Annotated in this window: 16 protein-coding genes and 2 pseudogenes; 12 read left to right on the top strand and 6 right to left on the bottom strand. The window is 74.4% G+C overall.

Annotation, left to right across the window (positions count from 1 at the left end):
* The first annotated feature begins 4 nt into the window (after window positions 1–4).
* Entirely contained in the window at window positions 5–1,942 is a 1,938-nt protein-coding gene (locus AB0J86_RS07125; protein WP_363853802.1) for a hypothetical protein, read from the top strand.
* A gap of 114 nt (window positions 1,943–2,056) precedes the next feature.
* Here AB0J86_RS07125 and AB0J86_RS07120 read toward each other — a convergent pair whose 3' ends face one another.
* Window positions 2,057–2,929 carry a putative protein N(5)-glutamine methyltransferase gene (locus tag AB0J86_RS07120; RefSeq protein ID WP_363853799.1) on the bottom strand — a complete coding sequence of 291 codons (873 nt, stop codon included), beginning with the start codon at window positions 2,927–2,929 and terminating at the stop codon, window positions 2,057–2,059.
* Window positions 2,930–3,122: 193 nt separating this feature from the next.
* The gene (locus AB0J86_RS07115) at window positions 3,123–4,469 is read right to left on the bottom strand and encodes an FAD-binding protein (RefSeq protein ID WP_363853796.1); all 1,347 of its coding nucleotides are present in this window, start codon (window positions 4,467–4,469) and stop codon (window positions 3,123–3,125) included.
* A gap of 262 nt (window positions 4,470–4,731) precedes the next feature.
* Here AB0J86_RS07115 and rhaI point away from each other — a divergent pair, with 262 nt between their 5' ends.
* The 8 genes from rhaI (at window position 4,732) to AB0J86_RS07075 (ending at window position 15,464) form a co-directional block, all read left to right on the top strand.
* Window positions 4,732–5,913 (top strand): L-rhamnose isomerase, encoded by a 1,182-nt coding sequence (rhaI, locus tag AB0J86_RS07110; protein WP_363853794.1) that lies wholly within the window; start codon window positions 4,732–4,734, stop codon window positions 5,911–5,913.
* A complete protein-coding gene (locus AB0J86_RS07105) occupies window positions 5,913–7,943 on the top strand; it encodes a bifunctional aldolase/short-chain dehydrogenase (RefSeq protein ID WP_363853792.1) in 2,031 nt (676 codons plus the stop codon). Before rhaI ends, AB0J86_RS07105 begins: the two co-directional genes overlap by 1 nt.
* A 94-nt stretch (window positions 7,944–8,037) precedes the next feature.
* Window positions 8,038–9,492, top strand: a complete 1,455-nt coding sequence (locus tag AB0J86_RS07100) for a rhamnulokinase family protein (RefSeq protein ID WP_363853789.1) — start codon at window positions 8,038–8,040, stop codon at window positions 9,490–9,492.
* Window positions 9,493–9,593: 101 nt separating this feature from the next.
* Window positions 9,594–10,628 carry a substrate-binding domain-containing protein gene (locus AB0J86_RS07095; protein WP_363853786.1) on the top strand — a complete coding sequence of 345 codons (1,035 nt, stop codon included), beginning with the start codon at window positions 9,594–9,596 and terminating at the stop codon, window positions 10,626–10,628.
* A gap of 176 nt (window positions 10,629–10,804) precedes the next feature.
* The gene (gene nhaA / locus AB0J86_RS07090) at window positions 10,805–12,109 is read left to right on the top strand and encodes a Na+/H+ antiporter NhaA (RefSeq protein ID WP_363853783.1); all 1,305 of its coding nucleotides are present in this window, start codon (window positions 10,805–10,807) and stop codon (window positions 12,107–12,109) included.
* A 136-nt stretch (window positions 12,110–12,245) separates the two neighbouring features.
* Entirely contained in the window at window positions 12,246–12,953 is a 708-nt protein-coding gene (locus AB0J86_RS07085; protein ID WP_363853780.1) for a TetR family transcriptional regulator, read from the top strand.
* Window positions 12,931–13,860: an ABC transporter ATP-binding protein gene (locus AB0J86_RS07080; protein WP_363853777.1), complete on the top strand. Its 930-nt coding sequence runs from the start codon at window positions 12,931–12,933 to the stop codon at window positions 13,858–13,860. The genes AB0J86_RS07085 and AB0J86_RS07080 overlap by 23 nt, the downstream gene beginning before the upstream one ends.
* Window positions 13,857–15,464, top strand: coding sequence for an ABC transporter permease (locus AB0J86_RS07075; protein ID WP_363853775.1), 1,608 nt, complete (start codon window positions 13,857–13,859; stop codon window positions 15,462–15,464). Before AB0J86_RS07080 ends, AB0J86_RS07075 begins: the two co-directional genes overlap by 4 nt.
* Before the next feature lie 111 nt (window positions 15,465–15,575).
* Here the strand turns inward: AB0J86_RS07075 and AB0J86_RS07070 are convergent, their stop codons facing one another.
* The 3 genes from AB0J86_RS07070 to AB0J86_RS07060 form a co-directional block, all read right to left on the bottom strand.
* Entirely contained in the window at window positions 15,576–16,790 is a 1,215-nt protein-coding gene (locus AB0J86_RS07070) for a S8 family peptidase (RefSeq protein ID WP_363853773.1), read from the bottom strand.
* Between the two features lie 662 nt (window positions 16,791–17,452).
* Window positions 17,453–18,052 carry a DUF4291 domain-containing protein gene (locus AB0J86_RS07065; RefSeq protein WP_363853770.1) on the bottom strand — a complete coding sequence of 200 codons (600 nt, stop codon included), beginning with the start codon at window positions 18,050–18,052 and terminating at the stop codon, window positions 17,453–17,455.
* The gene (locus AB0J86_RS07060) at window positions 18,049–18,405 is read right to left on the bottom strand and encodes a phosphoribosyltransferase family protein (protein ID WP_363853767.1); all 357 of its coding nucleotides are present in this window, start codon (window positions 18,403–18,405) and stop codon (window positions 18,049–18,051) included. Before AB0J86_RS07060 ends, AB0J86_RS07065 begins: the two co-directional genes overlap by 4 nt.
* Window positions 18,406–18,454: 49 nt before the next feature.
* Between AB0J86_RS07060 and AB0J86_RS07055 the strand changes: the two are divergent.
* Both AB0J86_RS07055 and AB0J86_RS07050 read left to right on the top strand, forming a co-directional pair.
* Window positions 18,455–18,643: pseudogene (locus tag AB0J86_RS07055) on the top strand (IS30 family transposase); the annotation flags it as partial.
* Window positions 18,644–18,962: 319 nt separating this feature from the next.
* Window positions 18,963–19,337 carry a group 1 truncated hemoglobin gene (locus tag AB0J86_RS07050; RefSeq protein WP_363853764.1) on the top strand — a complete coding sequence of 125 codons (375 nt, stop codon included), beginning with the start codon at window positions 18,963–18,965 and terminating at the stop codon, window positions 19,335–19,337.
* A 90-nt stretch (window positions 19,338–19,427) separates the two neighbouring features.
* Here AB0J86_RS07050 and AB0J86_RS07045 read toward each other — a convergent pair whose 3' ends face one another.
* On the bottom strand, window positions 19,428–20,636 hold the full coding sequence (locus tag AB0J86_RS07045) for a cytochrome P450 (RefSeq protein ID WP_363853761.1): 1,209 nt from the start codon (window positions 20,634–20,636) through the stop codon (window positions 19,428–19,430).
* 195 nt (window positions 20,637–20,831) lie between these two features.
* On the opposite strand from AB0J86_RS07045, the pseudogene AB0J86_RS07040 reads away from it, so the two are divergent.
* Window positions 20,832–21,650: pseudogene (locus tag AB0J86_RS07040) on the top strand (serine/threonine-protein kinase); the annotation flags it as partial.
* Window positions 21,651–22,056 lie beyond the last annotated feature (406 nt).

Here is a 22,056-nt window from a genome sequence, read left to right as displayed (position 1 = left end):
TGGCGTGCCGAAGCGCAGTGATGCCGCGCGGCCAGGGCTGGCGCCCGGGTCCCGCCGCACCGCCGGCACCATGTTCGCCGCCCTCTACGGCGATCTGGTGCCGCACCCGTGGCACGAACCCGATTCGGAGCACGACGCCTATCAGCTCTTTCACCAGCGGTCGATCGCCATGGGCTGGCTCGACGACCGGTCGGCCGGGGGCGGCGCGGAGGACGGCCTGCGCCGCGCGCCGGGGCTGTGGGGCATGAACGACGCCGGCTGGGGGCATCCCCGTGCCGCCGCCGGAGCGGGACCGGTCTCGTGGTTCCAGGTCGAGGCCAGCGAGGTGCCCGGCGACCGGCCGCTGCCCGTACGGCCGTTCCTGCGCTGCGCGCTGGACGTGACGGCGCGGGCGGGGAGCCTGGACCTGGCCGCGGTACAGCTCCTCCTGCCGGTCCAGGGGCTCGATCCGGCCGCCCGCCCGCCGTACGCGCCCGTGCCGGCCACGCGGACGACGGACTGGTTCGCCGACCGCGCGCCGGGAGCGGGCACGGCGGTGGAGGTCCACGTCGACAGCGGCCGGGACCCGTCCGTCCCGGCCGTCGCGCGGCGGCTCACCGACCGGCTCGCCGGCCTCGACCAGGACGTCTTCGTCTGCGCCTCCGCCGGCGTCGCGGGCGGCGCGGCCACCGTCGCCCCGCCGTTGCACGACGGCCTCCGGAACGGCCCGCCGACGCACGGGATGGTGCTGCGCGGAGAGCTGGCCGAGTGGTCGGGCGACGCGGTCGGGTGGCTGGCCGAGGTCGTCGCCGGCTGCGCCGCCCTGCTCGGCGTACGCTCGCCGCTGCTGCTCAGCGTCGCGCGTACCCCGCCGCCGGCTGACCGACCGGCCGTCTCCGCCGGGCGGCGGCGCGGCGCGGGTACGGCTGCCCCTACCCCCGATCCGCCGGTCTGCCGGGCTGTTTCCGGCCGACGACGGGACGAGCATCGAGGCATGACGCAGACGCTCACCGCACCGGCCGCCGCCCCGGTGCGCCCCGACGGCCCTCTCCCCCGCTGGCACCGACCCCTGCTGCTGGTCGCCGCCGCCATGGTGCTGCTCGGACTGGTCGCCGTCGGCGGGCTGCTGCTCGACGACCGGGTCCTCGTCGGCGCGCCGATCTGGCTCAAGCCGCTGAAGTTCACCATCTCCATCGCGATCTACGCGGCGACGCTCTCCTGGCTGCTGTCGCTGTCGCGGCGGGCCCGCCGTACGGGTTGGTGGATGGGGACGGTGGTGGCCGTGGCGCTCGCCGTCGAGATGGTCCTGATGGTGGTGCAGATCGGGATCCGGGGCCGCCAGCTGCACTTCAACCAGGCGACGTCGCTGGACGCGAACTTCACCGTCGTGATGGCCCTGACCATCTACGTCCTCTGGGCCGCCACCCTGGTCATCGCGCTGCTGGCCATGGTGCAGCGGCTGGGCGACCGGGCCACCACGCTGGCGATCCGGCTGGGGCTCGTCGTCACGCTGGTGGGTCTGGCGCTCGGCATGCTCATGGTGATGCCCACCCCCGAGCAGCAGGCCGCCATGGACGCCGGGCAGCGGCTGGCGATCGTCGGCGCGCACAGCGTCGGGGTGCCCGACGGCGGGCCCGGCCTGCCGTTCCTGACCTGGAGCACGACCGGCGGCGACCTGCGCATCCCGCACTTCGTCGGGATCCACGCGCTGCAGCTGCTTCCGCTCTCCGCCATCCTGGTGGCCCGCCTCTTCCCCCGGCTGGGCGAGCCGGTCCGGGTCCGGCTCGTCTGGGTCGCCGCGGGTGCGTACGCCGGTCTGCTGGCCCTCGTGACGTGGCAGGCGCTGCGCGGACAGCCGCTGGTCCACCCCGACGGGGCCACGCTCGGTGCGCTCGGCCTGCTGGTACTCGGCGCGGCCGGCGGAGCCGGCCTCGCCCTGCGCGGCTCCCGCGCCGCGCGCTGACCCGGGAGCAACGGTCCGGCGGGCGCGGGCGCGGATGGCGCGCCGCGCGTCGAGCCCGTCGGCGCGCCGCTCCCGGTACGGCCCCGGTCCGGGCCGTACCGGGAGCGCCGGGCGTCAGCCGCGACCCGCGTCGGGCCGGCTGCCGATCACGACGGTGGCGCCCAGCTCCTCCGAGCCGGTCATCCGGGCGACCAGCCCGGCCCGCGCGACGGTACGGACGATCCGCCGGCCCTGCTCCTCGCTGGTCTCGAAGAGCAGGTGCCCGCCGGACGCCAACCACGCCGGTGCCCCGGCGATCACGCGGCGCAGCACGTCGAGGCCGTCCGCGCCGCCGTCGAGCGCCACCCTCGGCTCGTGCACGCGCGCCTCCGGCGGCAGCAGCCCGACCGCCTCGGTGGGCACGTACGGCGCGTTCGCCACCAGCACGTCCACCCGTCCGCGCAGCCGCGCCGGGAGCGGGTCGTAGAGGTCGCCCCGGTACACCCGGCCGCCGACGGCGGCGACGTTGCGGCGCGCGCAGGCCACCGCCACGGGATCGATGTCGGCGGCGTGCAGCTCGATCCGGTCCAGCGCGGCGGCGAGAGCCGCGCCGAGCGCCCCCGAGCCGCAGCAGAGGTCGACCACGACCGCGGCGGTGGCGCGGGCGGCGAGGGGGCGGGCCAGCGCGATCGCCTGTTCGGCGAGGAACTCGGTGCGCCGGCGCGGTACGAAGACCCCGGCGTCGACGGCGACCCGCAGTCCGCGGAACTCCGCCCAGCCGAGCACGTGCTCCAGGGGCAGGCCGGAGATCCGCCGGCGGACCAGCTCGGCCAGGTGGTCGGGGGTGTCCGCCGCGGCGACGAGCAGCCGCGCCTCGTCCTCGGCGAAGACGCAGCCGGCGGCGCGCAGGCTCGCGACGACATCGGCGGGCGGGATCGCGGCGGCGGTGGGCGGAGCGGGGGCCGGCGACGCGGCCGGCGTGAAGGTGTCCGACGAGGAGGACGACATGGGAAACCTCTCGGGATGCCGATGGGGCGCTCCCCGGTCACCTATGTCAGGGCGACGGTCCCCTGGTTCAGGGCAACCTCGTGACCGTGGGAAGGAGCACCCGGCCTGATGTGGCGTTGATGGGTCTCACCTCCTCGGTAGGTCTGCCGCGAAGACCGTAACACCGATCATCGCCGCGCTGGCAGCGGGGCCGTCAGGCGACGGGGAAGTACCGGTCGACGAAGGCGTTGCGGAACTTGCCCGCCGGGTCCCACGCACCGAGCAGCCGGACGAAGTCGCCGTACCGTTCGTACCGCCCGGCGAGCCGGTCGGGCGCGACGGTGAAGACCTTGCCCCAGTGCGGCCGGACCGCGTACGAAGCGAGCCGCTCCTCGATCTCGGCGGCCACCTCGGCCACCGCCGCCGGGTCGGGCAACCAGGTGAAGTGCAGCGCCAGGCTGTCGCGCCGGTGGCTCGGGCTCAGCCACAGCTCGTCGGCGGCGACGGTACGCAGCTCGCTGATCTGGAGCACCGGCGCGATCCGCTCGCGCATCCCGTCGACCGCCTCGATCGCCGCGAGGGCGTGCTCCCGCGCGACGAAGTACTCCGACTGCAGCTCCTCGCCGCTGCTCGGGGTGAACTCCATCCGGAAGTGCGGCAGCCGCTCGTGCCAGGGGCCGGGCTCGCCCTGCTGGGCCGTGGTGTACGTGGTGGGCATGCCGGCGATCGGGTGGCGGGGGCCGGTCGCGAGCTTGGCGCCGAGCCACTCGGGCGCGGGCGTACCCGCCGCACCCGCCGGGCCCGCGGCACCCGCGGCGAACGCGTCCGCCGGGCTGGCCGCGCCCGCCGGGCCCGCCCCGTCCGCCGCGCTCCGGCCGTCGACGCGTTGCTTGAGCCAGACCTGGTTGATCCGGTCGGCCGTCCAGTCGGTGAAGAGGCTGACGCTGTACGCCGCGCCCAGCACGGTCTCCAGCCCGTCGGCGAGCCGGTCCAGCGGCAGGTCGTCGTAGACGTACTGGCGTACCTCGAAGGCCGGCACGACGTCCAGGGTGAGGCTGGTGACGACGCCCAGGGCGCCGAGCGCGACGACCGTACCGGAGAAGTCGCCGCCGTCGTCGCGCCGCACCACGACCAGGTCGCCGTCGGCGGTGACCAGCTCCAGCGCCGAGACGCCGGCGGCCAGGTTGCCGTTGCCGACGCCGGAGCCGTGGGTGGCGGTGGCGACGGCCCCGGCCACCGAGATGTGCGGCAGCGACGGGAGGTTGGGCAGTGCGTATCCGGCGGCCTGGAGGCGGGCGGCCAGCTCGCCGAGGCGTACGCCGGCGGCCACGGTGACGGTCCGACCGTCCGGATGCGGCTCGATCCGGGCCGGCAGACCACCGGTCGAGACCAGCGCGCCGGTGGTGTCGGCGACGGTGTTGAACGAGTGGCCGGTGCCGAGGGCGCGCACCCGGGCGCTGCGCGCCACCAGCGCGCGCAGCTCGTCCAGGGTCTCCGGCCGGTGCAGCCGCTCGGGCCGGAACGTGATGTTGCCGGCCCAGTTGGTGAGCTGTTCAGTCATCGCAACGCCTCCGAACGTCGGGCCGGGCGGCGGGTCCGCCACGCCGGACGCCGCGGATGTGCCGTCGGCGGGTCACGCTATCCGGTCCGGCCCGCTCCCGCCCACCGGCGGGTGGCCTCCGTCGCCCCCTTGACGTGCCGCGGCGGCGGACCGTACGGTCGCAGTACCCCGAAAATGAAACGTTTCATCGCGCTGATGAGGCGACTCCGGCGACCCACCCCCACGCCCGGCCCGATGCCGCGGGCCCGATCGGAGACCCACGATGACTGACCTGGCGGCGAGCACCCGCGAACGGGTGACGCGCGCGCTGCGCGAACAGCGGATCGAGACCGCCTCCTGGGCGTACGGCAACTCCGGCACCCGGTTCAAGGTCTTCCCGCAGGAGGGCGTGCCGCGCGACCCGTACGAGAAGATCGCCGACGCGGCCATGGTGCACCGGTTCACCGGTGCCGCCCCCACCGTCTCGCTGCACATCCCCTGGGACCGGGTCGACGACTACGCCGACCTCGCCGCGTACGCCGCCCAGCAGGGCGTCGCTCTGGGCGCCATCAACGCCAACGTCTTCCAGGACAACGACTACCGGCTCGGCAGCGTCACCAACCCGGACCCGGGCGTACGCCGCAAGGCGATCGGGCACCTGCTGGAGTGCGTCGACATCATGGACCGCACCGGCTCGCGCGACCTCAAGCTCTGGTTCTCCGACGGGCTCAACTACCCGGGCCAGGACAACATCCGCGACCGGCAGGACCGGCTCGCCGAGGCGCTGCGGGAGACGTACGACCGGCTCGGCCCCGACCAGCGGATGCTGCTGGAGTACAAGCTCTTCGAGCCGGCCTTCTACGTCACCGACGTGCCCGACTGGGGCACCGCGTACGCGCACTGCCTGAGCCTGGGCGAGCGGGCCCAGGTGGTGATCGACACCGGGCACCACGCCCCCGGCACGAACATCGAGTTCATCGTGGCGTTCCTGCTGCGGGCCGGGAAGCTCGGCGGCTTCGACTTCAACTCCCGCTTCTACGCCGACGACGACCTGATGGTCGGCGCGGCCGACCCGTTCCAGCTCTTCCGGATCATGTTCGAGATCGTGCAGGCCGACGCGGTCGGGCCGGCCTCCGGCATCGCCTTCATGCTCGACCAGTGCCACAACATCGAGCCGAAGATCCCGGCGGTGATCCGCTCGGTGCTCAACGTGCAGGAGGCGACCGCCAAGGCGCTGCTGGTCGACACCGCGGCGCTCGCCTCGGCCCAGGCCGCCGGCGACGTGCTGGGCGCCAACGCGGTGCTGATGGACGCGTACCACACCGACGTCCGGCCGCTCCTGCGTGACCTGCGCGCCGACCAGGGACTCGACCCGGACCCGGTCGCGGCGTACCAACGCTCCGGCTACTTCGAACGGATCCGTACCGAGCGGGCCGGCGGCGACGCGGCCGGATGGGGGGCCTGATGTCCACGGTGGACGAGCTGATCGACCGGTCCAACCGGCTCGGCGCGGACCCGCGCAACACCAACTACGCCGGCGGCAACACCTCCGCCAAGGGGCTCGACCGGGATCCGGTCACCGGCGAGGACGTCGAACTGCTCTGGGTGAAGGGCTCCGGCGGCGACCTCGGCACGCTCACCCCGGCCGGGCTCGCGGTGCTGCGGCTGGACCGGCTGCGCGCGCTGGTCGGCACGTACCCCGGCCCGGAGCGCGAGGACGAGATGGTCGCGGCGTTCGACTACTGCCGGCACGGCCTCGGCGGCGCCGCGCCGTCGATCGACACCGCCATGCACGGGCTGGTGGCGGCCGCGCACGTCGACCACCTGCACCCGGATGCCGGCATCGCGCTGGCCACCGCCGCCGACGGCGAGGCGCTCACCAAGGAGTGCTTCGGCGACCGGGTGGTCTGGGTGCCGTGGCGCCGCCCCGGCTTCCAGCTCGGGCTGGAGATCGCCGCCGTACACGCGGCGAACCCGCGCGCCATCGGGGTGATCCTCGGCGGGCACGGCATCACCGCCTGGGGCGCCACCAGCGCCGAGTGCGAGGCGAACACGCTGGAGATCATCCGTACCGCGCAGGACTTCATCGACGAGCGCGGCCGGCCCGAGCCGTTCGGCCCGGTGCTGCCCGACCGGGCGCCGCTGCCCGAGGCGGAGCGCCGGGCCCGCGCCGCCGCGCTCGCGCCGCTGGTGCGCGGCCTCGCCTCGACCGACCGCCCGCAGGTCGGGCACTTCACCGACAGCGAGGTGGTGCTCGACTTCCTCGCCCGCGAGGCGCACCCCCGGCTGGCCGCGCTCGGCACCTCCTGCCCGGACCATTTCCTGCGGACGAAGGTCCGGCCGCTCGTGCTCGACCTGCCGCCGGACGCCCCGCTGGAGCGGGTGACCGCCCGGCTGCGCGAGCTGCACGAGGAGTACCGCGCCGCCTACCGGGCCTACTACGAGGCGTACGCCGAGCCGGACAGCCCGCCGATGCGCGGCGCCGACCCGGCGATCGTGCTGGTGCCCGGGATCGGCATGTTCTCCTTCGGCGCCACGAAGCAGACCGCCCGGGTGGCCGGCGAGTTCTACGTCAACGCCGTCAACGTGATGCGCGGCGCGGAGGCGATCTCCCGGTACGCGCCGATCGAGGAACGGGAGAAGTTCCGGATCGAGTACTGGGCCCTGGAGGAGGCGAAGCTGCGGCGGATGCCGAAGCCGAAGCCGCTCAGCACCCGGATCGCGCTGGTCACCGGGGCGGGCTCGGGCATCGGGCGGGCGGTCGCCCAGCGGCTCGCCGCCGAGGGGGCCTGCGTGGTCGTCGCCGACCGGGACGTCGAGGCCGCCGGCCGGGTCGCCGCGGAGATCGGCTCGCCCGACGTGGCCGTACCGGTGGCGGTGGACGTCTCGGACGAGGCGGCGGTGGCCGCGGCGATCGACGCGGCGGTACTGGCCTTCGGCGGCGTCGACCTGGTGGTCAACAACGCCGGGCTCTCCGTCTCGAAGCCGCTGCTGGAGACCAGCGTCGAGGACTGGGACCGGCAGCACGACGTGATGGCGCGGGGCTCGTTCCTGGTGGCCCGGGCCGCCGCCAAGGTCATGATCGAGCAGGGGCTGGGCGGGGACATCGTCTACATCGCCAGCAAGAACTCGGTCTTCGCGGGGCCGAACAACATCGCGTACGGCGCGGCAAAGGCCGACCAGGCCCACCAGGTCCGGCTGCTCGCGGTGGAGCTGGGCGGGCACGGCATCCGGGTCAACGGCGTCAACCCGGACGGCGTGGTCCGAGGTTCCGGCATCTTCGCCGGCGGTTGGGGCGCGCAGCGGGCCGCCGTCTACGGGGTGCCCGAGTCGGAGCTGGGCGCCTACTACGCCCAGCGCACCCTGCTCAAGCGCGAGGTACTGCCGGAGCACGTCGCGAACGCGGTCTTCGTGCTGACCGGCGGCGAGCTGTCGCACACCACCGGGCTGCACGTACCGGTGGACGCCGGCGTCGCCGCGGCCTTCCTGCGATGACCCGCCCGACCGTCACGGGCGGGCCGGCCGCGACCGGCGCCACGGGCGGAACCGGCGCCACGGGCGGCCCGACCGCGGCCGGCGGGGCACCGCGATGAGCGCCGAGGTCACGGTCGTCGCCGTCGACCTGGGCGCCGCCAGCGGTCGGGTGATGACCGGGCGGGTCGGCGCGGACCGGCTCGACCTGGCCGAGGCGCACCGCTTCCCCAACGAGCCGGTCGCGCTGCCGGACGGGCTCTACTGGGACGTGCTGCGGCTCTACCGGGAGCTGCTGGCGGGCCTGGACCGGGTCGCGGCCTCCGGGGCGGCGCCGGCCAGCGTCGGGATCGACTCGTGGGCGGTCGACTACGGGCTGCTCGACGCGACCGGCGCGCTGGTCGGCAACCCGGTGCACTACCGCGATCCCCGCTCGGCGGCGGGCGTGGCCCGGGTGCACGCCGCCGTACCCCCGGAGGAGCTGTACCGCGTCACCGGGCTGCAGCACCTGCCGTTCAACACGGTGTTCCAGCTGGCGGCGGCGCGGGACACCCCCGCGTTCGCCGCCGCCCGGACGCTGCTGCTCGTCCCGGACCTGCTCGGCTACTGGCTGACCGGGCGGGTCGGCGCCGAGCTGACCAACGCCTCCACCACCGGCCTGCTCGACCTGTCCACGATGGACTGGTCGCCGGCCCTGGTGGCGGCGCTCGGGCTGCCGCCCGGCCTGCTGCCCCCGATCCACCGCCCCGGCACCGTCCTCGGCGCGCTGCGCCCGGGGCTGCCGCTGGCCGCCGGCGGGCCGGGCGCCGTGCTGCGCGCCGTCGGCTCGCACGACACCGCCTCCGCGGTCGCCGGGGTGCCCGCGGGCGACCGGCCCTTCGCGTACGTCTCCAGCGGCACCTGGTCGCTCGTCGGGCTGGAGCTCGACCGGCCGGTGCGCACCGAGGCGAGCCGGGCCGCCAACTTCACCAACGAGGTCGGGGTCGACGGCCGGATCCGCTTCCTGCGCAACGTCGCCGGGCTCTGGCTGCTCCAGGAGTCGATGCGGGCCTGGCACCGCGACGACCTGGCCGGGCTGCTGGCCGCCGCCGCCCGGGAGACGCCGCTGCGCTCGGTGATCGACCCGGACGACCCGGAGTTCCTGCCCCCCGGCGACCTGCCGGCCCGGATCGCGGCGGCCTGCGTACGCCGGGGCGAGCCGGAGCCCGACACCCCGGCGCGGGTGGTCCGCTGCGTGCTGGACAGCCTCGCGCTCGCGTACCGTGCCGCGCTCCGCACCGCCGCCCGGCTCGCCGACCGGGACGTCGAGGTGGTGCACGTCGTCGGCGGCGGCGCCCGCAACGAGCTGCTCTGCCAGCTCACCGCGGACGCCTGCGGGCTGCCGGTGCTGGCCGGCCCGGCGGAGGCGACCGCGCTCGGCAACGTCCTGGTCCAGGCGGTCGCGGCCGAGGTGCTGCCCGACCTGGCCGCCGCCCGCCGGCTGGTGGCCCGGACCCAGCCGGTACGCCGGTACGACCCGCGCCCCGGCCGGGACGACTGGGCCGCCGCGGCGGTACGGGCCGCCCCGCGCTGACCGACCCGGGCCGCCGGCCGGTATACCCTTCGAGATCGGGTGACTCCCGGGTGACGGATCGCATCCGGCGGGTCCGCGATACGGGTTTGTGGGAGGCAGCGGTGTCGACGCCGGTGGTGAGCATCCGGGACGTGGCCAACCACGCCGGCGTCTCGGTCGGGACGGTCTCCAACGTGCTCAACCGGCCGGACATCGTGGCCGAGACCACCCGTACCCGGGTCCGGGCCGCCATCGTGGAGCTGGGCTTCGTCCCCAACGACGCGGCCCGGCAGCTCCGCCGGGGCCGCAGCCGCACCCTGGGCCTGGTGGTCCTCGACGTGGCGAACCCGTTCTTCACCGACATCGCCAAGGGCGTCGACGACACCACCGGCTCGGCCGGTATGGCGGTGATCTTCTGCAACAGCAACGGCGACGTCGGGCGGGAGAACGCCTACCTGGACCTGCTGGAGGAGCAGCGGGTCCAGGGCGTGCTGATCACGCCGGTCGAGACGGTCAACGAGCGGCTGTTGCGGCTGCGCGAGCGGGGCATCCTCGTGGTGGTGCTCGACCGCCGCTCGCCCCTGCCCGACCTCTGCTCGGTCTCGGTCGACGACCGGCTCGGCGGCGAGCTGGCCGTCCGGCACCTGGTCGAGGCGGGGCACCGGAGGCTGGCCTTCGTGGGCGGGCCGTGGCGCCTCGAACAGGTCCGGGACCGGTACCACGGCGGTCTGAAGGCGCTCCAGGAGGCGGGGCTCGGCGCGGAGCACCTGCGCCGGCTGGACATCCCCAGCCCCACCGTGGCGGCCGGGCGCGACGCGGTCTCCCGCCTGCTCGGCCTGCCCCGCGCGGCGCGGCCGACCGCCGTCTTCTGCGCCAACGACCTGATCGCCCTCGGCATGCTCCAGGGGTTGACCCGCCAGCAGGTCCGGGTACCCGAGGACATCGCCCTGGTCGGCTACGACGACATCGAGTTCGCGGCGGCCGCCGCGGTGCCGCTGTCCTCGGTACGCCAGCCCCGGCAGCGGCTGGGTCAGACCGCCGCCGAACTGCTCCTCGACGAGGCGGGCGATCCCGCCGGGCACCGGCACCAGCAGGTGGTCTTCGAACCCGAGCTGGTGGTACGCGAGTCGAGCCAGCATCGGTTCGGCCGCGACTGAACCGGTGCCCGGCGGCGACTGGACGGACGCCCGACGGTGACTGGGCGGGCGTCCGACGACGGCCGGGGCGGTCGTGATGATCTGCCCGGCCAGGGCGATGATCCGTTAGGGTAGGGACCGGTGTGCCGGGAAGTCTGGTCGGCGAGCTGACCCGTCGACCCCTCCGGAGGACCCAGATGGCCCCGCCGCGCCGACCCGTCCCGCCGCTGCTGGTGCCCGGCAGCTGGCCCGAAATGCGGCGGATCGGCGACATCCTGCGTACCGAGACGGTCGGCGGGCTGCTGCTGCTCGGCGCCGCCCTGCTCGCCCTCGCCTGGGCGAACTCCCCCTGGGGCGACGCGTACCGCGACCTGGCCGCGTACCGGCTCGGCCCGGCCGACGTCCACCTGGACCTGACCCTCGGCCAGTGGGCCTCCGACGGCCTGCTGGCGATCTTCTTCTTCGTCGCCGGGCTGGAGCTGAAGCGGGAGTTCGTCGCCGGCGACCTGCGCGCGCCCCAGCGGGCGGTACTGCCGGTCGCCGCGGCGCTCGGCGGGATGACCCTGCCCGCCCTGATCTACGTCGCGGTCAACGCGGGCGCCGACGGCGCGCCGGTCGGCTGGGCGATCCCGACGGCCACGGACATCGCCTTCGCGCTGGCCGTGCTCGGGGTGATCAGTACCCACCTGCCCGTGGCGATGCGCACCTTCCTGCTGACCCTCGCGGTCGTCGACGACCTGCTCGCGATCGTGATCATCGCGGCCTTCTACACCGGCGCGCTGCACCCGGCGCCGCTGCTGCTGGCCCTGGTCCCGCTCGCCGTCTTCGGGCTGCTGGTGCGGCGGCGGGTACGGTCCTGGTGGCTGCTGCTGCCGCTGGCCGTGCTGACCTGGGCGCTGGTGCACGCCTCCGGCATCCACGCCACCGTCGCCGGGGTGCTGCTCGCCTTCACGGTTCCGGTGGTCCGCCGGGCCGCGGGCCCCGGTCCGGGCCTCGCCGAGCACTTCGAGCACCGGTTCCGGCCGCTCTCGGCCGGCGTCGCGGTACCGGTCTTCGCGTTCTTCGCCGCCGGGGTCTCCATCGCGGGCGCGGGCGGGCTGGCCGCGAGCTTCGCCGACCCGGTCGCCGTGGGGGTCGCCGTGGGGCTGGTGGTCGGCAAGACCCTCGGTGTGCTGGGCGCCACCTGGCTCGTGCAGCGGTTCACCCGGGCCCGGCTGGCCGAGGAGATCGGCTGGTGGGACGTCTTCGGGCTGGCTCTGCTGGCCGGCATCGGCTTCACCGTCTCGCTGCTCATCGGCGAGCTGGCGTTCGGCCCGGGCAGCCCGCGCGACGAGCACAGCAAGATCGGCGTACTGACCGGCTCGCTGCTGGCCGCCGTGCTGGCGACGGCGGTGCTGCGGCTGCGCAACCGGCGGTACCGGCGGATCTGCGCCGCCGAGGAACGCGACACCGACGCCGACGGGGTACCGGACATCTACCAGGCGGTCGACCCCAACCGCTGAATCCCGCCCAGCGTCGCGGGGAGGCGCCCGCGTATGGAAAGCGTCAAGAACGGTCGCCCGCACCAGCGCGACTACACAGGCGTGCAGTAGACTGTACGCGTGCATAACCCGCGACACATCCGTACAGGTTCCGCCCATGGCTAGCCCCGTACCGGAGCGCTCCGCCGACGACCTCACCGCCCGGGCCCGGATCCGGGACGCGGCGCTGCGGCTCTTCGCCGAGCGCGGCATCGCCGCGGCGACGATCCGGGACATCGCCGCCGCGGCGGGGGTCTCCTCCGGCCTCGTCCGCCACCACTTCGGGTCGAAGGAGGCGCTGCGCGACGCCTGCGACACGTACGCCATGGAGTGGCTCGACCGGTTCCGGGAACAGATGTTCCTTGAGGGCCGGATGGCCGACCAGGCCTTCGTCGGCTCGACCCACCCGATGGCCAGCCTGCTGCAGAACTACCTGGTCCGCTCGATGCTGGACGGCTCGGCCACCGCGAGCGACATGTTCCAGCGGATGGTGCGGGTCGCCGAGGAGTGGCTGAGCCGGCTCAACGTCGACAGCCCGGACCCGCGCGCCTGGGCCGCCGCGCTGGTCGGGACGCAGGCCGGGCTCTTCCTCATGCCGGACCAGATGTCCGAGGCCCTCGGCGTCGACGTACGCAGCCCGGCCGGCCAGGCACGGATGTTCGGCGGTCTCGTGGATCTCTTCACCTATCCCCTGCTCACCTCGGAACAGGCCGCCCAGCTGCACACGATGCTCGACCGGTTCCCCTCACCACCACCCACCAGCGGCGCGTCGGGCGCCGCGCGCTCCGAGGAGTTCACCGACGATGACCGAGGCGATTCGTACTGAGGGTCTGGTCAAGACGTTCGGGCGTACCCGCGCCCTGTCCGGGCTGGACCTGGCCGTACCCACCGGTGAGGTGCACGGCTTCCTCGGCCCGAACGGGGCCGGGAAGACCACCACGATCCGCGTCCTGCTGGGGCTGATCCGGCCCGACGGCGGCACCGCGCGGCTGCTCGACGGCGACCCGTGGGCCGACGCGACCCGGCTGCACCGCCGGCTGGCCTACGTACCGGGCGACGTCACGCTCTGGCCGAACCTCACCGGCGGCGAGGTGATCGACCTGCTCGGACGGCTGCGCGGCGGGCTGGACCGGCGGCGCCGCGACGAGCTGCTGGAGCGCTTCGAACTCGACCCGCGCAAGAAGGGCCGCGCCTACTCGAAGGGCAACCGGCAGAAGGTCGCGCTGGTCGCGGCGCTCGCCTCGGACGTGGAGCTGCTCATCCTGGACGAACCGACCTCGGGGCTCGACCCGCTGATGGAGGAGGTCTTCCAGCAGGTCATCCGGGAGGAGAAGCGGCGCGGCGACCGTACCGTGCTGCTCTCCAGCCACATCCTCGCCGAGGTCGAGGCGCTCTGCGACCGGCTGACCATCATCCGCGACGGCCGGGCCGTGGAGAGCGGCAGCCTCGCCGACCTGCGCCACCTCACCCGTACCTCGATCGAGGCGGACCTGGCCGGCCGGCCCGCGGGACTGGCCGACCTGCCGGGCGTGCACAACCTGCGCACCGACGACGGCCGGGTGCGCTTCGACGTCGACACGGACTCGCTGGACGCCGCGCTGCGCCAGCTCACCGCCGTGGGCGTACGCGGCCTCGTCAGTCAGCCGCCCACGCTGGAGGAGCTGTTCCTGCGGCACTACCAGCGCGGCGGCGACCAGCCTTCCCGGACCGCCACCGCGGAGGTGGCCCGATGACCGCGCTCGCCGGCACCGGCCAGCTGTCCCGGCTCATCCTGCGCCGCGACCGGGTACTGACGCCACTCTGGGTGGTCTTCATCGCGGTCGTGCCGCTGTCCTACGTGGCCTCGATCAACGAACTCTTTCCCACCGCCGCCCAGCGCGCGGACTACGCCCATCTGATGCAGCACAACGCCAGCTTCGTGACGCTCTACGGCCTGCTGACCGGGTCGAGCCTCGGCGAGCTGGTCTCCTGGCGGGCGGGTTTCATCCCGGGCATGATCGGGCTCTTCAGCATCCTCACCGTGGTCCGCCACACCCGTACCGACGAGGAGGCCGGCCGGCGCGAGCTGCTCGGCGCCACGGTCGTCGGCCGGCACGCCGGTCTGGCGGCGGCGCTGCTCACCACGTTCGCCGCCAACGCGCTCCTCGGCGCGCTGCTGGCGCTCGGCATGACGAGCCAGGACCTGCCCGTCGCCGGCTCCTGGGCGTTCGGCCTGGAGTTCACGCTGTCCGGGTGGGTCTTCGCCGCGGTCGGCGCGGTAGCCGCGCAGCTGACCACGGGCGCCCGGTCGGCCCGGGGCATCGCGATCCTGGTGCTCGGGGTCGCCTACGTGCTACGCGTGGTCGGCGACCTGAGCGCCACCGGCAACGGCGCACTCTCCTGGCTCTCCTGGCTCTCGCCGATCGGCTGGGTGCACCGGATCCACCCGTACGGCGGCGATCGCTGGGCGCTGGCGCTGCTGCCCGTCGGCCTCGCCGCGCTGCTGGTCCTCGCGGCCGTGACGCTCGCCGCACGGCGCGACATCGGGGCCGGGCTGCTGCCGCCGCGGCTCGGCCCGGCCTCGGCCGCGCCCGGGCTGCGCTCGCCGGTGGCGCTGGCCTGGCGGCTGCACCGCGGCCTGCTGGCCGGCTGGGTCGCCGGGTTCGCCGCGCTCGGGGTGGTGATGGGCGGCGTCGCCGAGGGCATCGGGGACCTGGTACGGGACACACCGGAACTCGCCGACGTCTTCCGGCGCATCGGCGGCGCGCAGGGGCTGATCGACAGCTACCTCGCCGGCACGCTGGGCCTGTTCGGGCTGATCTCGGCCGGGTACGCCATCCAGGCCACCCTGCGGCTGCGCGAGGAGGAGGCGGTCGGGCACGCCGAGGCGGTACTCGGCACCGCCACCGGGCGGCTCCGCTGGGCCGCGAGCCACCTCGTCTTCGCCCTGCTGGGCCCCGCCGCCACGCTCGCCGCCAGCGGCCTGGCCATGGGGCTCACCCACGGCCTGAACAGCGGCGACCCGGGCCGCGAGCTGCCCCGGGTGCTGGCCGGCGCCATGGTCCAACTGCCCGGCGTCTGGGTGCTGGCGGCGGTCGCCGTGGTCTTCTTCGGACTGCTGCCCCGCGTCGCCGCCGCGAGCTGGGGGGCGCTGGCGATCTGCATGCTGATCTCGATCGTCGGTCCCGCGCTCCGGCTCGACCAGTGGATCCTGGACGTCTCGCCCTTCACCCACCTGCCGCACCTGCCCGGCGGCGAGGCGACCGCGACCCCGCTCGTGACGCTGACGCTGCTGGCGGCGCTGCTGGCGGCGGCCGGGCTGCTGGGGCTGCGCCGCCGCGACATCCCCGGCGTCTGACCGCGAGCGCCGACTTCCGGTGCTGCACGCGGGGCGGGGACGGTCCCACCCGGGACCGTCCCTGCCCGACCGGGCCGAGGCGCACCCGCGCCGGCGGCCGGCCGTACCGGATCAGAAGCTCGCCACGTTGAGCAGCTTCTCGTGGCCGGCGTCCGGGTCGGTGCCGCTCGACCAGTTGGTCGTGCCGGCGGCCTGCAGGGCCGACTTCACGGTCGTCGGCGTCGCGCTGGGGTGGGTGGCCTTGTAGAGCGCCGCCCCGCCCGCGACGTGCGGAGACGCCATCGAGGTACCGGAGATCGTGTTGTAGGCCCCGCCCTTCCAGGTCGAGTAGATGCAGACGCCGGGCGCGATCAGGTCGACGTCCGCGCCGTAGTTGGAGAAGTCCGCGAAGGTGTCGTCGACGTCGGCGCGGCAGGTGGCCGCGGCACCGCCGCCCGGGAGCCCGTTGAAGTCGGCCAACGCGCTGACGGTGACCACCTCGTCGTAGGCGGCCGGCACCGAGTTCGCGGCGTCGGTGGCCTCGTTGCCGGCCGCGACGACGTAGGTGACGCCGGCGGCGACCGAGGCGCAGATCGCCTCGTGCATCGCGTCCCGGTTGGACCCGCAGGCGCTGTCGCCGCCGGAACCACCGAGGCTCATGTTGGCGACCTCGATCTCGTTCGCGTGGGCGGTGACGTAGTCGATGCCGCAGATGATCGCCGAGAAGCTGCCGCTGCCGGAGTTGTTGAGAACGCGGACCGGCCAGACCCGCGCACCGGGGGCCACGCCGACCGCGCCGATGCCGTTGTCGAGCGCGCCGATGGTACCGGCGACGTGCGTACCGTGTCCGTTTCCGTCGTTGGCGCTGTTGCCGGTGGAACAGTTCATCGCGCCCGCGGTGTAGACGTTGAGGTCCGGGTGGGTCAGGTCGATACCGGTGTCGATGACCGCCACGTCCACGTCGACCCGTTGGTCCGCGGCGTCGATCCGGGCGGTCGGGCTCAACTCGGCGTCGGCCCGGTTGATGCCGGTGGGCAGCGTCTGCGCCGTCGCGACGGCCACTCCGTCGGGTTGCACGAGCTGTACGGCGGGGTCCCGCGCGAGCCGGGCGGCGGCGCTGGCGCTCATCCGGGCCGAGTAGCCCCGCAGCGCGTGCTGGTAGACGTGTTCGACGGCCGCGCCGTAGCTGTGCCCCTGGTCGGCGGCGAGCCGCGACGCGTCGGCGCCGGGGCGCAGCATGACGATGTAGCTGTTCGACTCTTGTGGTGGCGCGGCCTGCGCGGGCGCAGCCGTCGCGGTGGCGACGGTCGTACCCGCGAACAGCGCGGCGAGGATGGCTCTGCGCATGGTGGTTCCTCCCATGTGGGTCGGCGCAGTCGGACGTGCCGGACAGGCAACCGGTACGGGGAGACTCGCAACGATCATCACTGCGGGTCCAGGCACCGCGGATATTCGTTACTAGAAATTCATAAATGCCCCGAACATGGACATAATGCAGCGTTCGACGTCGCCGCGTCGAGTGCACTCCTGGTCTGGAAGGCGCCACCGAACGCCGCCACGTCACTCCGATCCCACACGCGGCCCTCCGGGCCCGTGGCGTACCCGCCCGACCGCTCGCGGATCGGAGTCGGCCTACGGTCCGGTCGGCCGCCCGCACGACCCGGAACGGCCGCCGGACCGGGTGGGGGTCTGCCCGGTCCGGCGGCCGGCTGTTCCGTCGGAACCGGCGGACAGCTTCTCGGGGTTGACGTCGGGATCCGTACCGCCGGAGCCGCTGCTCCCGGCGTGGATGACCGGTACGCAGAGACTGGCAGCGAAGATCACCTCTAGGCCAGACCTGAGAATGATTCGTTACTTGAAATTAATAAAACCCTCGAAAATAGACATAAGTCATCGTCCGGCGCCTCGCCGGCTCGCTCCCACCGTGAAAGCGCCCCCGGGCCCGGCGCCGTCACCCCGACGCCGCCGAGGGCCGGCCCGCCGTCGGATCGGCTCGGCTCCGGGTCCGGTCAGCCGTCGGCGTCGACGATCCCCGCGAGTTCCGGCGGCAGCGGATACGGGTGCTCGGCCGGCAGCAGCGCCGCCGCGCCCGCCTCGTCCCCGGCGCCCAGCAGCCGCCGGATCTCGCGCGCCAGCCCGGTGACGTGGCTCAGCCCCACGATCCACTCGTCGACGTACCGCTCCACCGCCTCGCCGGAGAGTCCCACCTGGAGCGACCGGTACGGCAACGGGCTCAGCCGCAGCGACCGCTCGGGGTCCCACTGCACCCGTACCGGGCTGGCGCGCAGGGCCCGCGCCCACTCGGCCCGCCCCGGGTGCCGCCCCGGCACGTAGTGGCTCAGGCAGGAGTGCGCCAGCGCCCACTCGAACCCGTCGCGGCTCATCTCGACGGCCAGCACCCGTTCCTGTCCGGGCTTCTCCGCCCAGCCGCAGCGGTACATCATCCACAGGAACGACGGCTTGATCCAGGTCATCCGCGCGCGCTTGAAGGGCGGCACGAACCGGCCCGCGGCCAGCGCCGGCGCCGCGATCTCGGGCGGGTACGCCTGGTAGACCGTGATGGTGCCGGCCGAGTACCGGGCCCGGATCTGGCGGGCGGGAACGGTCACCGGGCCGTTCCGGCGGCGCGTTCCAGGTCGGCCCGGGTCAGCAGGGCCCGCAGCCCGATCCGCTCGGCGGCCAGCGCCTCAGCCCCGCCCTCCTGGCGGTCGATCACGCAGAGCGCGGCGTCCACCCGGGCACCGAGCTGCCGCAGGTCCCGGGTCGAGAGCACGACCTGGCCGCCGGAGGTCACCACGTCCTCGACCACCAGCACCCGCCGGCCGGCGACGTCGGCGCCCTCGGCCAGCCGCGCGGTGCCGTACGGCTTCGCCGCCTTGCGGACGAACGCGCACGGCAGACCGGTACGGAGTCCGAGCGCGGTGACCACGGCGATGCCGCCCATCTCCAGCCCGGCCAGCACCTCCGTCTCCGGCGGTACCAGCGTGTCCCCAGCGCACCCGCGTCGGTGGCTACGCCAGTACTTCCCCAAAAGCACTGACCTGTCTGCCCACAGCTCATCCGATCTCGCCGCCGTCGCCGCCGAACTCAACGCCAGACCTCGCAAAACCCTCGGGATCCGCACACCTGCCGAAGCCCTGGCCCAGCTACTGTCAGAGCCGCCAACAGCAGAAACACCCACCGTTGCCACGACCGGTTGAATCCGCCTGTCCGATAACGCCTCTGGTGTTCAGGCGACGGGTTTGAGGGTTGGTGTCGTCCGCGCTGGCCGCGTGGCTCGTTCGGGTCAGGTGCGGGCGGGACACGGTCTCGTGTGGGCGGGACGCGTCTCGCAACGGCCTCACCACGGCCGTTCGGATGCTGTGCGCGCTTCGTAGCGTCGGGGATTTGCTCGCCCAACGGCCGGGCAACGACGCGCCCATAGCCTCCGCCCTGTACGCCCGCCGGGGTGGCCCGCGCCGCCTGCCGGGAGCGGTTCGCGCGAAAGACGAGACGCGAGAGACGAGAGAGGGCCACGACATGAGCATCTACGACGCGATCGGCGGCGCGCCCGCCGTGGCCGCCGCGGTCGACGACTTCTACGTACGCGTACTGGGCGATCCGGGACTGGCCCCGTACTTCGAGGGGGTGGACCTGCCGCGGCTCAAGGCGCACCAGCGGGCCTTCATCGCGGCGGCGATCGGCGGGCCGGAACTCTACGCCGGCCGCGACATGCGCGCCGCGCACACCGGGCTCGACATCACCGACGCCGCCTTCGACTCCGTGGTCGGCCACCTCGTCGGCACGCTGACCGGGCTCGGCGTACCGGAGGAGACGATCGCGCAGATCGGCGGTGCGCTCGCCCCGCTGCGCGCGGATATCGTCCGCACGCCGGAGCCCGAGCCGGCCGGCTGATCCGGGCCGAAGCCCGGCCGAGGCAGGGCCGGGCCGAGCCGGGGTTGAGCCGAGCCGGGTCCGGCTAGGGGCTCCGGCCGAGCGGCGCGTTCACCAGGTGACGTGCAGTGCCGTGGGTCCGGAGTCGACCGCGCCGTCGACCCACGGGATCTCCTCGACCGGCCCGGCGAGCCGCAGCCCGGGCAGCCCGAGGGCGAGCGCCCGCAGCGCGGCGGCGACCTCGATCCGGGCCAGGGGCGCGGCCAGGCAGTGGTGCGGGCCGCGCCCGAAGGCCAGGTGCGGGTTGGGCTTCCGGTCCGGGTCGAAGCGGTCGGGGTACGGGAAGCGCGCCGGGTCGCGGTTGGCCGCGGCGAGCCGGACCAGCAGCATCTCGCCGGCCGCGACGCGTACCCCGGCCAGGTCGAGGTCCTGCCGCGCCCAGCGGGGCAGCGCCTCCCCGGTGAGGCCGGACTGGTGGCGTAGCACCTCCTCGACGGCCGACTCCACCCGCTCGTCGTCGCCCGTCAGGTCGGACAACCGCCCCGCGACGGCGAGCTGCGCGACCCCGGTACAGATGGCGTTGCAGCTGCTCAGATAGCCGGAGGCGACGAGCGTGGTGACCATCGTGACGAGTTCGCCGTCACCGAGCCGGCCATCCTCGGCATCCCGCACCGTGATCAGTGCGCTGAGCAGGTCGTCGGCGAGCCGGTCGCGTTTGGCGGCGACGAGTTCGGCCGCGTAGGCGGCCAGCTCCGCCCATGCCTGTTCCACCAGGACGACGCCCGGCCGGCCGTCCGGCTGCACCGCCCGAACACCGTCCGGGTCGGGCGCCTTTCCGGTCAGCGCGGCGTCGGCCAGCCGACGCAGCCGGGCGTGCTCGTCGATGCGTACGCCGAGCAGCTCACCGACGACGGCGATGGAGAGCGGCGCGGCGAGCGCCGCGACCAGATCGGCCGGTGGACCGGCCGCGACCATCGCCGCGACGTGTCCGGCGGCCGCCTCCTCGACGCGGGGGCGCAGCCCGGCGAGGTGGCGCGGCGTGAAGGCCCGGCCGACCAGGCGACGCAGCCGGGCGTGCGCGGGACCGTCCTGGAACAGGCTGTCGTTGCCCGGGTAGCCGCCGCCGGGCGGGGTCACCGCGAACCGCGGGTCGGCGAGCACGGTGGCGGCCGCGTCGTACGAGGTGACCAGCCAGGCCGGTTGACCCTCGGGGGTGACCACGCGGGCCACCGGAGCCCGGTCGCGCAGTTCGGCGTAGGCGGGCGGCGGTTCCAGGGGATTCGGCCGGTCGAAGGGCAGGGCCGGCGTCGCGCTCGACATGGCGGGCCTCCAGGCAGCTGTGTGGCGGGGTGGGCGCAACGCCGCGCATCCGCTTTACGTTGCAGTCGTAATGTAAACGCCCCGCGACGCGGGAGTCAATACGACTGCAATGCAAACGACCCGGCGGGCGCCGCGAGCAGCGGCCTGTCCGATGGGTCCTGACGGCGCCGGATTTGCGCCCGGTAGCTTGTTCGGGTGCTGTCTCACGGGGTCGTACTCAACAACCGCTACCTGCTCAACGAACGCATCGCGACCGGTGGCATGGGCGAGGTCTGGTCGGCGACCGACGGCCTTCTCAAGCGGCGGGTCGCGGTCAAGGTGCTGCTCCCGTCGCTGGTCTCCGACACGGAGTTCATCACCCGGTTCCGCACCGAGGCCCGGCTGCTGGCCGCCCTGCGGCACCCCGGCATCGTGCAGGTCTACGACTACGGCGAGGACGCGGTGGTCGACGGCAACCGCGTGGACTACCTCGTCATGGAGTTCATCGACGGCGTACCGCTGTCGAGGCGGGTCAGGGAGGGCGGCCGGCTCGGCGTCGCGGAGGCCCTCTCCGTGCTGGTACAGGCCGCGCAGGCGCTGCACGTGGCGCACGCGGCCAACATCGTCCACCGCGACGTCAAGCCCAGCAACCTGCTGATCCAGCCGGACGGCGGCGTCGTCCTGGTCGACTTCGGCGTGGCCCGGTCCACGAACGTCACCAGCATCACCGGCACCAACGTCGTGCTCGGCACGGTGGACTACATGGCCCCGGAGCAGATCGCCGGGCAGCCGGTCTCGCCGGCCACCGACATCTACGCGCTCGGCGCGGTCGCCTACTACTGCCTGACCGGCCGTCCCCCGTTCACCGGGGCCAACCCGTTCCACGTGGTCACCCAGCACGTGAACGACGAGCCGCCGACCCTGCCGACGGACGTACCGGCCGCCGTGGCGGCGCTCGTGTCCCGCGCCCTCGCCAAGGCCCCGGCCGGCCGGTACCCGAGCGCGGCGGCGTTCGCGGACGCGGCGCGCGCCGCGCAGGGCGCCGTCCCGGCGACCCCGGTTCCCGGTCCGATCCCGGCCCAGTTCCCCGGTCCGATTCCGGCGCCGGTCTCGGCACCGACGGGCGCCGGCGGTACGGCCGCCAACCCCGTGGGCGACACCCTCGCGGAGACGCGCCCGCCCGCGGCGCCCCCCGCGGTGCCGCGGTTCGCCCCGGCGCGGCACCCGGTCGTCCCGCCCCAGCCCTTCCCGGCACAGCAGCCGTTCGGCGCGCACGAGCCGTTCGGCGCGCACGAGCCGGCCGCGGGGCAGCCGGCCGTCGGCGCGCCGGCCCCGGCAATGGGCTCGGGCCGCAGCAGCACCATTCTCGCGGTCGCGGTGGGTGCCCTCGCCATCGCGCTGAGCGGCCTGGTCGCCGTCATCGTCCTGCGCCCCGGGCACG

The sequence above is a fragment of the Micromonospora sp. NPDC049559 genome, from assembly GCF_040676675.1.
GTDB lineage: Bacteria > Actinomycetota > Actinomycetes > Mycobacteriales > Micromonosporaceae > JBFAPK01.
The sequence above is the reverse complement of the archived record's forward strand: the minus strand, read 5'-3'. Positions and strand labels throughout refer to the sequence as shown.

Coding starts and splice junctions, on each gene's coding strand:
- AB0J86_RS07080 (WP_363853777.1), top strand. CDS start 12,931: ATGACCGAGGCGATTCGTACTGAGGGTCTGGTCAAGACGTTCGGGCGT.
- AB0J86_RS07050 (WP_363853764.1), top strand. CDS start 18,963: ATGAGCATCTACGACGCGATCGGCGGCGCGCCCGCCGTGGCCGCCGCG.
- AB0J86_RS07100 (WP_363853789.1), top strand. CDS start 8,038: ATGAGCGCCGAGGTCACGGTCGTCGCCGTCGACCTGGGCGCCGCCAGC.
- AB0J86_RS07115 (WP_363853796.1), bottom strand. CDS start 4,469: ATGACTGAACAGCTCACCAACTGGGCCGGCAACATCACGTTCCGGCCC.
- AB0J86_RS07120 (WP_363853799.1), bottom strand. CDS start 2,929: ATGTCGTCCTCCTCGTCGGACACCTTCACGCCGGCCGCGTCGCCGGCC.
- AB0J86_RS07045 (WP_363853761.1), bottom strand. CDS start 20,636: ATGTCGAGCGCGACGCCGGCCCTGCCCTTCGACCGGCCGAATCCCCTG.
- AB0J86_RS07070 (WP_363853773.1), bottom strand. CDS start 16,790: ATGCGCAGAGCCATCCTCGCCGCGCTGTTCGCGGGTACGACCGTCGCC.
- rhaI (WP_363853794.1), top strand. CDS start 4,732: ATGACTGACCTGGCGGCGAGCACCCGCGAACGGGTGACGCGCGCGCTG.
- nhaA (WP_363853783.1), top strand. CDS start 10,805: ATGGCCCCGCCGCGCCGACCCGTCCCGCCGCTGCTGGTGCCCGGCAGC.
- AB0J86_RS07075 (WP_363853775.1), top strand. CDS start 13,857: ATGACCGCGCTCGCCGGCACCGGCCAGCTGTCCCGGCTCATCCTGCGC.
- AB0J86_RS07085 (WP_363853780.1), top strand. CDS start 12,246: ATGGCTAGCCCCGTACCGGAGCGCTCCGCCGACGACCTCACCGCCCGG.
- AB0J86_RS07105 (WP_363853792.1), top strand. CDS start 5,913: ATGTCCACGGTGGACGAGCTGATCGACCGGTCCAACCGGCTCGGCGCG.